The sequence below is a fragment of the Caulobacter sp. GW821-FHT10A10 genome (assembly GCF_059415745.1).
This window is the reverse complement of record NZ_JBWKNV010000002.1, coordinates 57,977-74,815: the sequence shown is the minus strand read 5'-3', so window position 1 is coordinate 74,815 and position 16,839 is coordinate 57,977. Positions and strand designations below refer to the sequence as shown.

The 16,839-nt window shown below is 69.0% G+C and carries 11 protein-coding genes; all 11 read left to right on the top strand.

Going from position 1 to position 16,839, the window contains the following annotated elements; genetic code table 11:
- Window positions 1-17 precede the first annotated feature (17 nt).
- The 11 genes from AC07NS_RS05140 to AC07NS_RS05090 all read left to right on the top strand — a co-directional run bounded on the left by AC07NS_RS05140 (window position 18) and on the right by AC07NS_RS05090 (window position 16,833).
- Window positions 18-500: a capsid assembly protein gene (locus AC07NS_RS05140; protein WP_494602824.1), complete on the top strand. Its 483-nt coding sequence runs from the start codon at window positions 18-20 to the stop codon at window positions 498-500.
- 509 nt (window positions 501-1,009) lie between these two features.
- The gene (locus AC07NS_RS05135) at window positions 1,010-1,939 is read left to right on the top strand and encodes a phage capsid protein (RefSeq protein ID WP_494601966.1); all 930 of its coding nucleotides are present in this window, start codon (window positions 1,010-1,012) and stop codon (window positions 1,937-1,939) included.
- Between the two features lie 80 nt (window positions 1,940-2,019).
- Window positions 2,020-2,691 (top strand): phage connector family protein, encoded by a 672-nt coding sequence (locus AC07NS_RS05130; protein ID WP_494601964.1) that lies wholly within the window; start codon window positions 2,020-2,022, stop codon window positions 2,689-2,691.
- A 2-nt stretch (window positions 2,692-2,693) separates the two neighbouring features.
- Window positions 2,694-3,167 carry a hypothetical protein gene (locus AC07NS_RS05125; RefSeq protein ID WP_494601962.1) on the top strand — a complete coding sequence of 158 codons (474 nt, stop codon included), beginning with the start codon at window positions 2,694-2,696 and terminating at the stop codon, window positions 3,165-3,167.
- Window positions 3,167-5,269 (top strand): phage tail protein, encoded by a 2,103-nt coding sequence (locus AC07NS_RS05120; RefSeq protein WP_494601961.1) that lies wholly within the window; start codon window positions 3,167-3,169, stop codon window positions 5,267-5,269. The genes AC07NS_RS05125 and AC07NS_RS05120 overlap by 1 nt, the downstream gene beginning before the upstream one ends.
- 1 nt (window position 5,270) lies before the next feature.
- Window positions 5,271-5,822, top strand: a complete 552-nt coding sequence (locus tag AC07NS_RS05115; protein ID WP_494601959.1) for a hypothetical protein — start codon at window positions 5,271-5,273, stop codon at window positions 5,820-5,822.
- Window positions 5,822-8,407 (top strand): glycosyl hydrolase 108 family protein, encoded by a 2,586-nt coding sequence (locus AC07NS_RS05110; RefSeq protein WP_494601957.1) that lies wholly within the window; start codon window positions 5,822-5,824, stop codon window positions 8,405-8,407. Before AC07NS_RS05115 ends, AC07NS_RS05110 begins: the two co-directional genes overlap by 1 nt.
- Before the next feature lie 122 nt (window positions 8,408-8,529).
- The gene (locus tag AC07NS_RS05105; protein WP_494601955.1) at window positions 8,530-11,568 is read left to right on the top strand and encodes an ADP-ribosyltransferase-containing protein; all 3,039 of its coding nucleotides are present in this window, start codon (window positions 8,530-8,532) and stop codon (window positions 11,566-11,568) included.
- A 2-nt stretch (window positions 11,569-11,570) separates the two neighbouring features.
- Window positions 11,571-11,849, top strand: coding sequence for a hypothetical protein (locus AC07NS_RS05100; protein WP_494601953.1), 279 nt, complete (start codon window positions 11,571-11,573; stop codon window positions 11,847-11,849).
- Entirely contained in the window at window positions 11,846-14,491 is a 2,646-nt protein-coding gene (locus AC07NS_RS05095) for a hypothetical protein (protein ID WP_494601951.1), read from the top strand. The genes AC07NS_RS05100 and AC07NS_RS05095 overlap by 4 nt, the downstream gene beginning before the upstream one ends.
- Before the next feature lie 26 nt (window positions 14,492-14,517).
- On the top strand, window positions 14,518-16,833 hold the full coding sequence (locus AC07NS_RS05090) for a hypothetical protein (protein WP_494601950.1): 2,316 nt from the start codon (window positions 14,518-14,520) through the stop codon (window positions 16,831-16,833).
- Window positions 16,834-16,839: the final 6 nt, after the last annotated feature.

Below are 16,839 nucleotides of genomic sequence, written 5' to 3'. Positions count from 1 at the left end.
GCGACAAGCTGAAGGGCGTGGTCGGCGACCTTTCCAACGACCCGGCGATCAAGGCGCTGCAGGGGCACGCCAAAGCCGCCGGTTGGACGCAGGGGCAGTACCAGGACGTTCTGGGCGCCCTGGAAGTGTTCGCCGATCAGGGCTTGCTGGATCCGGCGTTCGACCCGGCGGCCGAGCAGGCCAAGCTGGGCGACAACGGCAAGGCCCAGATGCAGGAGCAGGAAAGCTTCCTGACCTCGCTGAAAGAGCGCGGCGAGCTGGGCGAGGAGGAATTCGGCGAGCTGATGACCCTCGTGCCCACGGCCGCCGGCACCAAGGCCCTGGCGGCCCTGCGCAAGGTGATGGGTGCGGCCGGCGTGATCCAAGCACCGGCGAGCGTGGTCACCGGCGGTGATGCGATGAAGGAGGAGGCGCGGCAGATGCGCCTGGATCCGCGCTACGAGACCGACCGCGTGTTCCGCAAGGAAGCCGACGCCAAGTTCATGGCCGCCTTCAGCTAACTGTCTGTGCGAACGGAAATTTATCGTCTGGGATAGATATCGGAGTATCGTAGTTGCCGCCCCCTCTGTCGCAACCAGAGGGGGCGGCGGTTCGAACCTGGGTCCGAACTTAGAATGCGAGGACGTAAGCCGCGAAGGCGACAGCCGCCGCGGTGGCTAGGTATCGAGCAAGGCGGGTGATCTTTTTGGGATCGCCCGCCAACTCGACCGAAACGCTCAAGTTGAAGCGCATCTTGCCCCCTTGTTGGAACGACGCTTCAGCACGGTGCCTTCGCCGTCGCTCCCATGAAGTAACCGGGGAAGTTGGGGCCGGTTTCCTAAGCTCACGAAAACGTGATGGAACAAACAACAGGGGTTCGCCGCTCCACTGCGCGCGAGCCGCAGCGGTAGACCGTCGGCAGAGGCCGATTCAAGGGTCCGCCCGCGTTGCCCCCAGACACCCAAATCTAACTTCGGCGAGGTCAACACCTCGCCGGCGCGATCGCCGGCCTTCATGGAGCGATCACGTCATGACCATCCAGCTTCCGGAATGGTTCAAGCCCAAGTACCGCGAAGAGGTCATCATTCGCGCGCAACAGCGCAAGCGCAAGCTGGAGGGCCTGACCACCGAAGTCGGCACCTTTGTCGGCAGCGAGTGCTGGTTTCCCCGCTTCGGCTCAGTCGAAACCTACGCTTCGTCGCGCCACGCCGCCCTCAAGCTGGCCAACGCCGAGCACGACTGGGTCAAGAAGGGGGCCGATCCCGAATTCGTGGCCTTCGGCCTGTGGGATCCCGACAAGTCCAAGCTGAACATCAACACGGCCAGCTACTACGCCGACGCCTGCGTGAAGGCCGTCAACCGTGCGCACGATCGCCAGGTCGTGGACGAGCTGGCCGACATCGCCGCGAACGGCATCAGCAACACCAAGGGCTCGCCGGCCGAGAACATCGAGACGATCGGCGACTACGACACCGTCGCTGACCTCGAAACGATCTGCGAGGCGATCGCCTATCTCGGCACTAACGAGATGTTCGAGGAAGAGACCGTCAGCGTCATCTCGCCGTTCAAGGTGAACGTGCAGATGTCGCTGGATCCGTACCTGGCCAAGATGGACATGAAGTCCAACCGGCCGTGGGACCAGGTCAACTGGCGGTCCTTCGAGCGCCTGCCCGGCAACGGCGCGAACGGCGAGGGCTGGCTGAAGGACCCGAAGACGGGCCAGGCGACCGGGGCCACCGGCGCCGACATGTTCATCTTCGCCAAGTCGGCCGTCGCCTCGATGCAGAACGACACCGATACGCCGATCGACGAACGCCTGGGCGCCAGCCTGACGGACATGATGGGCCAGTGGTTCCAGGCCACCGCCAAGGGCTTGGAGCCGAAGGGCATCATTCGGGTGAAGACGAAGCTGGACTTCGACCTGCTGCGTCACCCGGTCGTGACCCAGGAACTCGCCTAAGCCCCAAGCGGGCCTTCTCGGTTCTCCCCCGACTGGCCCCGGCGACCCTGTGCGCCGGGGCCTTTTTCTTCGAGGTTTCTATGGCCCAGACGGCCCTCGATATCTGCAACCTGGCGATCGCGGCGATCGGCGGCGAGCGCATCGACGAGATCGGCGAGGACACGCCGGTCGGCGCGTTCTGCCAGACGGCTTATCCGGATCTGCGGGACTGGCTGCTTGGCCGTCACCGCTGGATCTTCGCCAAGCAGATCGTCCAGTTGGGGCGGTTGACCACCACACCGGTAGGGTCGCCCATGGCCTACGGCTTTACCCGGCCGGGCGACGTGGTGGGGGCGGTGCATGCCTTTCGCCAGGGTCCGCGCGAGGACGCCTGGAACGTGCCGGTCAGCCAGATGGCCGACTACATCGCCGCCGACGAGGCGGTCGTCTGGGCTGAATACACCGCTCGCCGGCCCGAGGCGGCCTGGCCGGGCGAGTTTCGCCAGCTGGTCGTCACCGCCTTCGCCGAGCAGGTGGCGCGGCTTTGCATGCAGTCGTCCAAGGCCGACGAGCTGAACCGCAAGGCGTTCGGCGGGCAGCAAGACAACGGCGAGGGCGGCCTGTTCCTGGCCGCCAAGATCGAGGACGGGCGAAACGCGCCCCAGCGCCAGCTTTTCTACGACGATCCCGGCCCGTTGATCGAAGCCCGCTTCGGCGGCGGCTGCGGCCCGTTCGGGCGCGGACCGATCACCGTCATCGTGCAGGGAGGCTGACCATGGGCCTTGAGATCCTGCGCCAGGTGAACTGGAACGGCGGCGAGCTGGCCCCGCGGCTGCATGGCCGCCGCGACCTGAAGGCCTACTACAATTCGGCCGCCGTCATCGAGAACCTGGTGGCCTCGCCCCTGGGGCCGCTGGTGCGCCGCCCCGGCCAGCGCCACGTCGACACCCTGCGCCACCGGCTGGAGGCGATCGACCTTTCGACGGCGACCCTGGCGGCACCCAACGGCGGGGCGGCCGGCAAGATCCTGGCGAACGACGCTGATCCTCTCGTGACCGAGACGGCGCTGGGAACGACCGACCCCTATGTCGTCTGCACCATCACCTTCGACGCGCCCGTGACGGCGCACCTGATCGACCTGGTGGACTACGGCGTCCAGGCCTCGGCCGGCAGCGGCGATCCCGTCGATGATCCGCCGATCTATCCGCCCGGCTATCCGTGGTGGAGCCCGACGAAGGACCAGGTCTGATGGCGATCCCCGTCACGCAAAGCGGCGCCCTGCAGGTGCAGTACCTGGAAGGGGGCGTCTGGAAGGACTTTGGCCCGGCCATGGATCTAGGGGCGCTGAAGCGCACCCGGCGCTGCGGCATCGGCGCCCGGCAGGCCGCGAGCGCCACGCAATGGCGCATCGTCAAGGTCGGCGATCTGGACTGGGAAGACACCGTCGTCACCCTGGACGCCGTGCAGTTCTGGGCGGAAACCGGCGAGCTGTCGCCGGTCAAGCTGTTCAGCTTCGCCTTCGACCAGGCCGAGCAGCGCTATGTGCTGGCCGCCACCGACCGCAACGTCGAGGTCTATCACCAGGACGGCCGGACGGCGTCGATTGTCGCCCCGCATCTGGCTGACCAGGTGCGGCTGGTGACGAAGACCCAGGTGCTGGACACCTTCCTGCAGTTCCATCAGGCGCACCCGCCCTGGCGCATCACGCGGCAGGGCGCCCACGATCAGTGGGACGGGCGCGCGGCCACCTTCACCAACGTGCCGGTCTACGATTTCACCGGCCAGAAGCTGGGCGGGGTCAACGAGGTGCAGCGCCTGCGCTTCAAGGATTTCGCCGGCGGCGACACCTTCAACATCACCCTGGAGGGCGAGACCACCGACAGCATCGCCTACAACGCCACCGGGGCAACCCTGGCGGCCAGCATCCAGGCGGCCCTGCAGGCCCTGCCCAACATCGGCGCGAGCGGCGTGACCGTGACGTCGCTGGGCGGAAACGAGTTCGACGTCACCTTCACAGGCAACAACGGCGCGGACGATCTGGCCGAGATGGCGCCTCGCACGCTGTCGTCGGACGCTGGCGGCGTGTTCGCCGCGACGATCACTCAAGGCAAGGCTGGCGGGGAGGCGGTGTTCTCGGCCACGCGCGGCTATCCGGCCTGTGGGGTGTTCTACCAGCAGCGCCTGTTCATGGGCGGCCTGGCCAGCCGACCGCAGACGGTGCTGGGCAGCCGCCTGGGCGATCACTTCAACCTGGACATTAAGGGCGCGACTTCGGCCGCGGCGCTGTCGTTCGACCTGGATACTGACGAGGCGACGCCGATCTACGACTTCTTCCCCGGCCAGCATCTTCAGATCTTCACCTCGCTGGCTGAATTCCACGTGCCGACCAAGCCGATCGTCGCGCCCGGCGCCGCCGACCGGAACACCAAGAAGGGCTTGCAGCAGGGGATCCAGCCGGTGGAGCTGGACAGCGCCACGATGTTCGTCGGCGGCGGCGGCGGGGCGCTGCTGGAATTCATCTGGGACGACAGCATCGCCAAGTACCGGGCCAACAACCTGGCCAAGCTGGCCTCGCACCGCGTCTCAGGCGTGGTCGACATGGCGTTCCGCCGCGCCCTTTCGACCGACGAGCCAGACATGGCCATCCTGGTGAGGAGCGATGGCGACGCGGCGGTGATGAATAGCCTGCGCGAGGACGAGGTCACCGGGTTCACGGGCTGGACGACCCAGGGCCAGTACCTGGCCGCCGTCTCCGACATCGCCGGCAGCATGCACGTGGCCGTCAGGCGCGCGGTTGGCGGCGGGGAAGAGATCTTCCTCGAGGCGATCGACGAGGCGGCCATGCTCGACGCCGAGATCGTGGTCTCAGGGCCTGGAACGACGCAGGTCGCCTGCCCGTGGCTGGAGGGGCAGACGGTTGTGGCCTATATCGACGGCGCCGACGCCGGCGACATCGTCGTGAGCGCCGGAACGGCCGTTTTGCCCTACGCCGCGTTGCGCGAAGTTCGCATCGGTTCGCTCTTCGTCCCGCGATACGTTTCGCTGCCTCCGGTGCTGCAGGAAGACCCCCGATCTGGGGCCGGCAAGCGCGAGCGCGCCGGCGAGATCGCCCTGCGCCTGGGCCCGACCGCGAACCTCAAGGCCGGCCAGGCGAACGGCCGGCTATGGACCGTACCGCTGAAGAAGCGCCCCCAGGTCCTGGCCGACCAGGGGCCCGGCGAAGATGCCTTCACCGGCTGGACGCGGCTGCAGGGCGTGCAGGGCTTTTTTGAAGCCGCGCAGATCGAGATCCGGCAGGTGCGGCCTGGTCCTCTCGAAATTCAGGAAATCGTCGTGACGGTGGAGAGCTGACATGCAGACGGTGATGATGTTCGCCGCCCGGGCCTTCGCGGCCGGCAAAACGGCGGTAGCGGCCGTCGGGGCCAAGGCCGGCGCGGCGTCGGCGGCCGCCGGCGGATCTAAGGTGCTGGCGGGACTGCGGTTCGGGACCTCGGCCATTTCGGCCCTGTCGACCTATGCGCAGGGGCGCGCCCAGGCCCAGAGCCTGGAAGCCGACGCTTTCGGGGAAAGCCTGCAGGCGCGGCAGGAATACGTGCAGGCCCAGGAGAAGGCCAACGCGATCCAGCGCCAGTACAACGAGACGGTCGAGGACCAACTGGCGGCGGCCGCCGCCTCGGGGATCTCCATCTCGTCGGGTTCGGTCGTAGCCGCGCGCGAGGCCGCCCAGACCGAGGCCGATCGTCAGCTGACGATCACTCGCAACGGCGCGGACCTGAACGCGGCCTTGCGCCGTGGCCGCGCCGCGGCCCTGCGCCGCAGCGCCGGCATGACCAAGGCCGCCGGCACGATCGGCAGCCTGACCCAACTGGCCAGCGCGGCCATCGACTACAAGGGAGTTCGCTGATGGCGCGCGGACCGTTTCCCCGGCTGGACCTGGGGCAGCAGATTTCACCGGACGCGGCCGGTTCGGTCTCGGACGGCGGGGCGTCGGCCCGGGCCATCGGCGCGATCGGCCAGGCGGCCGACGCGTTCGGCGCCAGGCTACAGGGCCTGGCCGAGAGGGCGGCGACCCGCGAGGGCGAGGCGGCGGCCGCCAAGGATGCGGCCGCCGGCACGCTGTCGCCGCAGGACGCGGGCACGGTGTTTGGCCGGGCCTATGGCAAGGTCGCCCAGGACGCCCTGGCCGCCCAGCGCGAGGCGGCGATGGCCGACGACATCGACCAGGCGCTGGCGGCCAACCCCGACAATCCCGGCAAGCTGGACGCGGCGCTGAAGGCCGTGCGCGCCGGCTACGGATCGACGGGCTATCCCGATTTGGACGTGCGCCTGGGCGGCGTCTTCGACGCCAGGCGCGTGGCCGCGATGGGCGTGGCGCGCGACGGCCAGCACAAGCGCCTGGTCGATCAAGCCAAGGCCAACTTCCTGCTCGACGGCCAGAACGCCGAGACCACGCTGGTGCAGACCTCGGGCCAGGCCCGGCTGGACGCCGACGGCGACCAGGCCGTGGGCGCGGCGATGAGCGCCTATGTCGCCTCGCTGGCCCGCCATGGGCCCAAGGATGCGTTCGAGGTGGCCGGGATCCAGGTTCCCGCAGATCCTTCTCGCGACGGTCTTCTGTCCGTCGAGGCGATCGGGGCCCAGGCTCTGCAGGGCGTCAGCGCCGCCAAGCGGGCGCGGATCCTGGGGGCGATGGACCGCCTGCCCGACGCGGCGGGCAAGGCGCGCCTGGCGGCCGACCTGCGGGCGCGCTGGAACGCGGCCGATCCGCTGTTCGCCGGCCTGGACGGCCCGTCGGCCGAGCGGCTGTTCAACGCCGTCGACAGCGACGTCGAGCGGGCTCGGACTTCCGAACGTTCGGCCCAGGTCGAAGCGGGCCAGCGCGTGCGCGACATGCTGGAGGCCGGCAAGTACGGCGCCGACGTCGACTTTGACGCGGCCGGGGCCCTTGCGGCCCGGTCGGGCGACGTCGGCCTGCAGGCCCAGGTGCAATACGCCGCCCAAGTGGGCTTCGCCGAACCCGGCGCTGCCAAGGCCCTGGCCTATGACGGCGATCCGACGGCGGCGCCCGGGTTCGCGGCCGCGGCCGATTTCGTCATCGACGCCATCGAGGGCGGCGAGCAGCTGGTCGAGAACGACAACGGCAAGGGCGCGACCCGCTGGGGCATCAACCAGACGGCCAATCCGGACCTGGACGTGCGCACCCTGTCACGCCCGGGCGCGGTGAAGCGGTATCGCCGCTACTGGAACAGCGTCGGCGGCGACGGCCTGCCGCCGGCCCTGGCGCTTGTGGCGTTCGATGCGGCCGTCAACCAGGGCGAGGAGCGGGCGGCCCGGTGGGTGGACCAGTCGGGCGGCGATGTCGGCCGCTACATCGCCCTGCGCCGCGCGGCCTACCAGGACCTGGCCAAGGATCCGGCTCAGGCCAAGAACCTGGCCGGCTGGTTGAGCCGCCTGGAGAAGGTCGGCGCCCGGGCGGCGCGGATCCAGGCCTTCGCCAACGTGCAGGAAGGCTTCGGGTCCGATCCGATCCGGTTCGCCCTGGGCACCAAGAGCCGTCCAGCCCTGGCGAACGTGCCGGTGCTGGATGTGATGGGGGCGTTCTCGGAAGACGGCGCGGCCGTGTCGGCCTGGGGCCAAGCGATCGGCCAGCGCCGGGCCCTGGGCGAGGCCCTGGGAAAGACCTATCGCGTGCCGGCCCGGATGCTGACCGACGGCGAGCGCGACCAGGTCGTCGACCAGCTGGCTCAGGATCCTGCGGCGGGCGTCGCCTTGGCGGCGGCGGCGGAAGGGGCGATCGGGCCGGATGGCGCGCGGGCTCTGCTGCGCGAGGTAGGCCAGAAAAGCGATGAGGCCGGCCTGGCCGTGCACGTGGCCGAGTTGCGGATGGGCGGCCAGAAGGCGTTCGCCGGCCGCGTCGTCGAGGGGCTGCGGCTGAAGGCCGAGGGGGCCAAGGTCGTACCGATCGAGAAGGGCGAGCCGACCTGGGACGAGGTGCAGAGCCAGTACGCCGGCGCGCTGACGGCGACGCCGGGTCTGATGCCGGCGGCGCGCGAGGCGGCCGAGCTGGCACGCCTGGCCGACCTGCAGCGCGGCCGCGCGGCCGGCGCGGAGTTCTATCTGCGCAGCGCACTGGGCGGCACGCCGGTGGGAAAGACTTGGTACGGCGGTCCAGGCCAGGTGAACGGCCGCATGACCGTCCTGCCGCCGTGGCTGGACGTCGAGCAGGCCGACGAGGCCCTGGAGGCGATCGGGTCCAAGTGGGTCGCCGGCGGCTATGCCCCGGTTTACGCCAACGGCCAGCCGATGGACGCCAAGGCGATCGGCGGCCTGCAGCTCGAGCTGGCCCCTAGCGGGCGCTATCGCCTGATCCGTCGCCAGACCCAGGCGGCCGTGCTGGGGCGCGACGGCCGTGTGTTCGAGGTCGATCTGGACGGCCAGCGGGCCTTCGTCGCCTCGCGCCTTCCTCGCGCCGTTCTGGGAGGTCGCTGATGCCCGGCTTTTCCGCCGCCACGCGCGGCATCGATCAGAGCCAGTCGGACGCCGACTTCCGCGCCCGCTACTCAGGCCCCAACACAGCCCCCGTTCCCTTCTGGGACGCCGTCTCGCGATCGGTGGACGACTACGCCATGACGCGGCGGGTCGGCGTGCGCGAGGAAGACCTGCGCGCCATGCTGTGGGAGCGTCACCGCGAGGTCGAAAAGAGGTTGGGGCGAAAGCTGGCCTTGCCCGACAGCCTGGCGGGCGAGCCGACCGCCCAGCGCGACGCGATCGAAAACAGCCCGGTCTTCCGGCTGCGCGACCAGGTCAACGCCTGGATGCTGCGCCAGCCGGGGGTGATGGCCGACGACGCCTATGAGGCCGAACTGGACAAGCTGCGGCGCGAGAACCCAAAGGCGCTGGACGGGATCCTGACCCGGTCGCAGATGACCGCCGACCTAGACGCGGGCCTGCGCCGGATCCGCGCTCGGGCCGACGAGGCTTCGCAGGGCGGTGGGTTTCAGGGGGCGGCCGGCGGCTTCGTCGGCGGCGTGGCCGGCAGCTTCACCGACCCGGGCAACGCCGGCGTGGCGCTGATCACCGGCGGCTGGGGCGCGGCGCGGCCGCTGCTTAGCCGCATGGCCATCCAGACCGCTGCCGGGGCCGGCGTCGAGTTGATGCAGGTGGGTGACCGCGCGGCGGACGCCCGTGTCGCGGGTCCGGACTACACCGCCGGCGAGGCGGGCGCGGACATCGTCCTGGGCGGCGTCGCCGGCGGCGCGTTCGAACTGGCGGGCGCTGGCCTGAAGCGGGCGTTCGGCGCGCTGAAGCCGCCGCGCGGGGAGGCGGGGGCGCGGCTGTCGGAAGTGATCGACCAGGCCGTCCGCGACGAAGCGGCCGTGGGCGGGCAGGACGGCGAGACCTTCGAGGCGGGCCTGGACAGCCTGGAGCGCGCCGCGCCGCCGCCCAGGCCACCGGCGGCCCAGAACCTAGAAGAGTTGTCGTTTGCGCCGGCGGCCGAACTGGGCGGCCCTGAGGGCGTGACCCTGTCGGCCCAGGCCGACTATCGCGGCCGGCCGATCTATGCGGGCCGGTTCGATCCACGCGTGCTGCAGGCCGATCCCGGCCGCTTCCAGTACAAGGCCGACGGTGACGGGGAGGGCGTGACCGCGCGCCTGCGCGGCGTCGAGGCCTGGGACGCCACGGCTAGCGGCAAGGCGATCGTCTGGCAGGACGAGGCCGGCGCGCTGTTCGTGGCCGACGGCCACCAGCGCCGGGGCCTGGCCCTGCGCATGCTCGACAAGGGGTGGGAAGACGTCGCCCTGGACGGCCACCTCTTCCGCGCGACCGACGGCTGGACCGCCCGCCAGGTGCGCACGGTGGCGGCGCTGAAGAACATCCGCGAGGGCTCCGGCACGATCCTGGACGCGGCCAAGATCCTGCGCGACGCGCCGGACGCCGCCGCAGACAAGAGCCTGCCGGTGACGGGTGAGTTCATGGGCCAGGCCCGCGCCCTCTCGCGACTGTCGCCGGAGGCCTTCGGCGCCGTCGTCAACAAGGTGATCCCCGAGCGCTACGGCGCCGAGATCGGCCAGATCGCTGGCGACCGGCCCGACCTGCACGAGGCCATGGTCAAGCTGTTGAAGGGCGGGGAGCCGGCCAACGCCGACGAGGCCCGGGCCATGGTGGTCGAGGCCCTGCAGGACGACTGGATCCGCAGCGAGGGCGACCAGGCCGACCTCTTCGGCTACGACCCCTCGGTGAGCGCCATGGCCGCCCGGGCCAAGGTGGCCGCCAGCGTCAAGCGCGGCTTGGCGCGCGACGCAAAGCTGTTTTCCGGCCTGATCAAGCACGCCGACGCCATCGAGGCCGGCGGCAACGCCCTGGCTCGCGACGCCAACGAGCAGCGGCTGGCCGTCGATCGCGCGGCCCTGGAACTGACGGCGAAGCTGGCCCTGCGTTCCGGCCCGATCGGCGAGGCGATGGCCGAGGCGGCCGCCAAGGTGGTTAAGGGAGCGGCCCCGGCCGACGCGGCCAAGGCGGTGACCCAGCGGCTGCGCCAGGCCCTGAAGGCTGGCGAGCGCCTGGACGACCTGCGCGGCGTGGCTCTCTCGCCCGAACCTCCTTCGCCAGCGGCCAAGGCCGTGGCCGAGGGGTTCGACGATCCGACCGGCGCGGCCGCGAAGGCGCAGGTCGAGCCCAAGCCGGAGGAGGCCCGGCTGGAGGTCGAGCCAACTGAGACCCCGGAGTTCAAATCCTGGTTCGAAGGTAGTCAGGCCGTAATGCCAGATGGTCAGCCACGGATTGTGTTTCACGGCACCCATGCCGCCCGCATCGAGCGCTTCGACCCTGAAAAGCTGGGAAGCAATACCGGAGCAGCTTCGGCGAAGAGGGGGTTCTTCTTTGCTGGCTCAGAACAAACGGCGCTGGAGTATGCGCCGAACCGGGTCAAGGCCTCTGAACGCGCTCGTCAAGCGCAAGCGATCCAGGACGCCGAGTCCAAGGTCGAACCGGTTGTTCGGGAAATGATGGAGGCCGCCCGCAAGCAGAGGCGTTTCACTGATTTCGAGGCTGAACAGCTGATTGAGCAAATCTCCGATCGCGGGAAGAACTTTGTGAGAAAGGCGGGCGACGACGCGGGTATTGGCTGGTGGCTTACGGAGACGCGTAAGAATGCGTTCGGCCATCTGCAAAATCAATCTGAACTATTCGAGATAGCCAATAGGGCCAAGGTGACGCTGTCGGAAGCAGCAAATGCTATTCCGACATTCGATCATATGGAAAGAGAGTTAAACACGGACGTTGAAGGGCACATTGGTCGATACTATCTGTCTTTGAAGAGCCCGCTTGTCCATGATTTCGAGGGTTCCGAATATCGCGAGATTACTTACAACGAACTACTTAAGCGAGCCCAAGAGGCCGGGCATGATGGCGCCATTTTGAAGAACACGTTCGATGGCGGCAAAATCGACCTTCCAGATGACGTGTATGTGGTGTTCTCGCCAGATCAGGTGCGAGCTGCAGATCCTCTCCCCCCCATCGTCGATGGGCCCGGTGAACTCGTGGTCTCTGCCGCGCGCGATGCGCCCGACCTGTTCGGAGACATCATGCCCGAGGTTGGAGCCGAGGCGCGGGCTCACCAGCGTCTCGCCCAGTGCGCGCCGGGATTGTGAATATGGCCACTTATCGGAAGAAGCCGGTCGTCATCGAAGCGCGACAGGCCGTGGGAACGCCCGAAAGCAACCGGGACATCATCGACTGGACGCGCGGATCCCAGACGCCCGCCTACATGGACACCGACGGCGACGGGCAGCGGCGCCTAAGCATCAACACGCTGGAAGGTGCCCACTGGGTGACGCCCGGCGATTGGGTCATCAGGGGCGTCGCGGGTGAATTCTATCCGTGCAAGCCCGAAATCTTTGAGGCTTCCTACGAAATCGTCGAGGTCTCGTGACCGACTTCCGCAACTGCATCGTCGAGGCGGCCGAGGCGGGCGAGATCGACAAGGACGTGGCCGCCGCCGCCCAGGATGCTTACGACGCCGCCCACGCCGCGGCGGCCGAGACCCTCTCGCCCGACGAGGCCGACCGCCAGGCGGCCCGCGCCACCATGAAGTTCCTGGAGGACGAGGATCTGAGAAAGCGCCGCCTGCGGGTGCTGGCGGTGCGCTCTCGCCGGTCGGCGCTGAAGAACCTTGCGGCCTGGAAGGAACGGCGCGGCTATACCGACGTCAAGGCGCTGGGCGGCGGTGGCGGGCGGCCGCCGAAGGACGGCTGGATCCAGGGCGGCGCGCCGCCGCCGCAGGGGCCCTACAGCAAGGGCGCGACGGCGGCGGTGTTCCTGGAGCAGCTGATTGACGGCGACGGCGGGATCTCCGGCGCGCCGGGCGCCTCGGTCAAGGGGCGGTACCAGGCCATTCGTGGCCAGCTCGACGCGATGATGGCCCAGCTGGGCGAGACGTTCGAAAGCGACCTGGGGGGCTTTCGCAATCCCGCCCGGGCGACGCTGGAGAACCTGGTGCGCGAGGCCTTCGGCGAGGACACCGGCGACGTCGCCGCCAAGCAGATGGCCAAGGCGTGGGCGGGCGCGGACGAACACGTTCGGATGATGTTCAACGCCGCCGGCGGGGATATCGGAAAGATCGAAGGCTGGGGCCTGCCGCAGACCCACGACCCGCTGGCGATCAAGGACATGGGCAAGGACGCTTGGGTCGAGGCGACCGCGCCGATGCTCAACCGCGACCGGATGATCGACCGGGTGACCGGCCAGGCCTTCACCGAGCCTCGCCTGCGCTTCGTGCTGGGCGAGGTGTGGGACGCGATCGTCACCGGCGGGGCCAGCAAGCTGAAGCCGGGCGAGCACCTGGGGCAGGGCGTGCTGGCCAACCGCCACCAGGACGGCCGCTTCCTGATCTTCAAGGACGCCGACAGCTGGATGACCTATCAGGCCAGGTTCGGCCGCGCCGACCCCTATGCCGCGATGATGGGGCACCTGGACCTCCGGGCGCGCGAGGTGGCCCAGATGCAGGTGCTGGGGCCGAACGCGGCGCACCAGTTCGATTGGCTGAAGCGCTTTTCCTTGCGTGAGGCGGCCATCGAGGACGCCGCCGGCTCGGACGGAGCGATGAAGAAGGCCCGGGCGGCGGTGGAGAACGCCGAGCGCATGTATGGCGTCTTCACCGGCGAACTATCGACCCCCTACGGGCGCAGCGCCCTGGCCGACGTTGCCGGCGCGACGCGGGCCTATGTGTCGGGCGCGCAGCTCGGCAGCGCCGTCGTCAACGACCTGGTCAGCAACCCGGTCTTCGCCGCCAAGACCCGGGCCCTGACGGGCCTTTCAAAGAGCGGCGACTTCAAGGCCTGGGCTGGCCACATGTTCAGCGAGGATGCCCGAAGGACCGCCCGGCGCACCGGCTTCATCCTGGAAGGCGCGCGGGCCCAGCTGGCCGGTTCGACCCAGGACTTCCTGCGGGCCCACACGGTGGGCGGCAAGATCGCGTCGGGGGCCAACTGGTTCGCGCGCCGTGTGCCGATCGCCGTCTATCGCCTGCAGCTGCTGAGCCAGAACATGGCGGCCAGCCGCTGGTCGTTCCAGCACGAGTTCATGGGGCGGCTGTGGGACCTGAAGGATCTCACGATCGCCGACCTGGTCGCCAGCGCCGATGGCGAGGAGCGGCTGTTTGGCGAAACCCTGCAGGCCCGTGGCTTCACCGAGGCCGAGTGGAGCAAGATCGCCACGGCCGAGGCGGACGAGCCCGAAGCCGGCGCGCGGTTCCTTTCGCCCGTCGCCGTCTCGCGCGTGGATCCGGAGCTGGGCCTGCGCGTCTCGGAGATGATCGAGCGCCAGACGCGCTTGGCCGTGCCCGAGCCATCGCTCTGGGCCCAGGCGCAGCTGATCGGCCGCACCCGGCCGGGCACGATCGCCGGCGAGATCAACCGCAGCCTGGCGGCCTATCGCAGCTTCACGGTGACCCAGACCTATCTGTGGAGCCGGGAACTGGCGGCGCGCGGCATGGCCGGGGATCCGCGCAACTGGCTGGCGCCGATGGCGGCCCATGCGGCAAGCCTGTTCATCCCCCTGACGATCGCCGGCGCGGCCGGCATGCAACTGCGTGAGCTGGTCAAGGGCAACGAGCCGCGCCCGATGGACGACCCCAAGTTCTGGGGCGCAGCGATCCTGGCCGGCGGCGGCCTGGGTATCCTGGGCGATTTCTTCTACAGCGCCCAGTCGCGGGCGGGGAAGTCCAGCACCATGACGGCCATGGGCGCGCCGGCGGCGGCCGTCTCGGACCTGTGGGACCTGACCGGCGGCAACATCGTCGAGATCGCCGGAGCCATGGCCCAGGGCGAGGATTTCGGCGAGGCGGTAAAAGGGGCCAAGGTCGGCGCCGACCTCAGCCGCGCCGCGGCTCGATACGCGCCCTGGTCGTCGCTGTGGTGGCTGCGTACGGCCTGGGACCGGGCCGTGGTCGACCAGATGCAGCGGGCTCTGGATCCGGAGGCCGAAGCGGCGTTCCAGCGCCAGCGCCGCCGGCTGGAGCGCGAGATGGGCCAGGAGCAATGGTGGCCGGAAGGGCAGGCCACGCCCGGTCGGTAACCGCGTCAGCGCCGGCCCGATGGGCGTTGCGCCGCTCCAACTGCTTTGATCTTGATCGCATGGGAACCCTAGCGCTCAACGACCGCCTGACCGCCGCCGTCACCCTGAATGAGGGGCAGACCGATCTTGCGGCCGACTTCCCCTTGCTCCGTGACAAATTCGGCGCGCCCGTCGGCATCTATGTCCGACGGGTGCGTGGGAGCGCGGAGGCGATCTTCGATCTGCAGCATTTCGAGATCGTCGGAGAGATCGAGAGCGGCTTCACCGTGCGGCTCGCCTCTCCGGCGCTGGACGGTGACCAGTATCAGGTGTTCGGGCTGCTGCCGCCGGCGCGCGACCGAGCGCATCCGCCTGGGGGCGCGGTGCGCACCGCCACCTTGGAAGGCGACGCGACCGGCTTCCAGGCCCAACTGCAGGAGCTGCGCCGCGATGTCGATCGCGCGGTTCGATCTCCGCTCGGACAGCCGGGGTCGATCCTGCCGCTCGCCGGCGCTGGCCAGTTTCTGGCCCTGGACCTCGATGGACGGGTCATCGGGGTGGAGGGGCAAATCCCCGGCGTCCCGGCGGCGGCGGCCGCCATCGCGTATCAGCCGCCGACGGGCGGGAGTTTCAGGACGATTGAAGCTCGTCTTGGCGATAGGCTTTCGATCTACGATTTCCGATTGGTCCCCGAGAACTTGGTGGGCGGAAACGCGGCGGCTTTCACGGCGGCGATGACGCGCGCGATCGCGTACTTCAACCAGGTGGGCGGGGAGTTGCTGATCCCTCGCCCACCGAATGGCGTGGCTTGGCTTCTCAACCCGATCGTCTTCAGCAATCTGCCGGTGAAGACCAACAAGACGATCATCAGAGGTGAAGGCCCGGCGACGCTGATCCAGCCTGGCGGGGTCTGCACGATCTGGATCGACATCCAAAGCAGCTACTTCGACCTGCGGGATCTGGTGTTGAGCGACCCCGCGGGATTTGTCCAGGAGGCGGGGATCCGTCTGCGCAAGGCCAACCTGGACGGCCTGCCGACCCGTTTCACGGGGCTCAAGATGGGTGGCTTCGTCACGGCTATCGCCAACGATGGCTTTGACAACTTCGGGCTCATCGACTCGTGGATGATCAACAACGGCACCTGCTACCATTCAAGGTACGGCGCGCCGGACTGCTTCATCCAGGACGGCTACTGGCAGGGCCACAAGATCGGCGTGAAGCTGGACGCGACGACCGGCCCGGTGGCGCAGGCGGAGGCCTTCCGCATCTCCGGTGTGACGAACCTGGCGACCCAGGTCGATGCTCGCGGCCTGATCGCTTATTGCGCCTATGTGCTCACGATCGACAACTGCATTTTCGGGCAGATTGGCGCGGGCGGATCGGCGATCGAGCTGGACGGCAGGCAGGCCGGCAAGGCGATCACGCGGGTCAATATTCGCGGCGGTCAGATGGAGGCCGGAACCGGAGGGGCGGTGATCAAGGCGCGGGGCAACGTGTCGCGCGTCAGTCTCGACAGCGTGAACCTGAGCATCGGCGGCGCGGCCAACACCATCCGGGGGTTCGACTTTGAGAATACGATCAAGCTGTCGGTGAAGTCGTGCTCGGTCATCGGGGTAGACGGCGTGATCGGCCGCTTCGTGGGCTGCTCGGGCGAGTTCTTCGACAACGACTTCGCCACCGGATCGCGGGGCGTCATGGACGCTGCGATTACGGCGGCCGGGACCGGCGGCGCGAACGGAACCTTTGCGGTGGCTTTCACCGGCGGCGGCGGGAGTGGGGCCGCGGCGACCTTCACCGTCGCCGGCGGCGCGCTGACGTCGATCGAGATCACCAACCCTGGGAAGGACTACACCTCGGCGCCGGCGCTAAGCTTCGCTGCTTCCGCCGGTCTTGTCGGCGCCACAGCCAATGCGGTGATCGACAAGCTATGGGAGGACGTGACCTGTGCGATCCGCTGGGATCAGTCCGAAGTTCAGGGTCTTCCGACCGCCGCCCGGCGGTTGACCTGCGAATACCCGCGGTCCTGGACCCTGTATACGCCGACCGTCACGGCCAACGTCGGCGTGATCACGACCCTCGGGGCTGTCGCGGGGCGCTACATCCGCGACGGAGGGAATTGCAAGCTCCTGTTCGATCTCCCCATCACCGTGAACGGCACCGGCGCGGGCCTCATTTCTGTGACGCTGCCGATCGCGGCGGCGGGCGGCATCGTGTCCTTCATGACGGGGCGGGAAACCGGCGTGTCGGGCAAAGCCTTGACGGGTGAGATCTCGGGGGCGACCTGCGCGATCCGCAACTACGACAACACCTATCCCGGCGCCAATGGAGCGAGGCTGCGCCTGTCGGGCCAATTCGAGATCTGACGGTTG

What these genes read in the sequence shown, in the direction of transcription:
- AC07NS_RS05110 (WP_494601957.1), top strand. Translation starts at nt 5,822, where the DNA reads ATGGCGCGCGGACCGTTTCCCCGGCTGGACCTGGGGCAGCAGATTTCA.
- AC07NS_RS05135 (WP_494601966.1), top strand. Translation starts at nt 1,010, where the DNA reads ATGACCATCCAGCTTCCGGAATGGTTCAAGCCCAAGTACCGCGAAGAG.
- AC07NS_RS05120 (WP_494601961.1), top strand. Translation starts at nt 3,167, where the DNA reads ATGGCGATCCCCGTCACGCAAAGCGGCGCCCTGCAGGTGCAGTACCTG.
- AC07NS_RS05100 (WP_494601953.1), top strand. Translation starts at nt 11,571, where the DNA reads ATGGCCACTTATCGGAAGAAGCCGGTCGTCATCGAAGCGCGACAGGCC.
- AC07NS_RS05125 (WP_494601962.1), top strand. Translation starts at nt 2,694, where the DNA reads ATGGGCCTTGAGATCCTGCGCCAGGTGAACTGGAACGGCGGCGAGCTG.
- AC07NS_RS05130 (WP_494601964.1), top strand. Translation starts at nt 2,020, where the DNA reads ATGGCCCAGACGGCCCTCGATATCTGCAACCTGGCGATCGCGGCGATC.
- AC07NS_RS05115 (WP_494601959.1), top strand. Translation starts at nt 5,271, where the DNA reads ATGCAGACGGTGATGATGTTCGCCGCCCGGGCCTTCGCGGCCGGCAAA.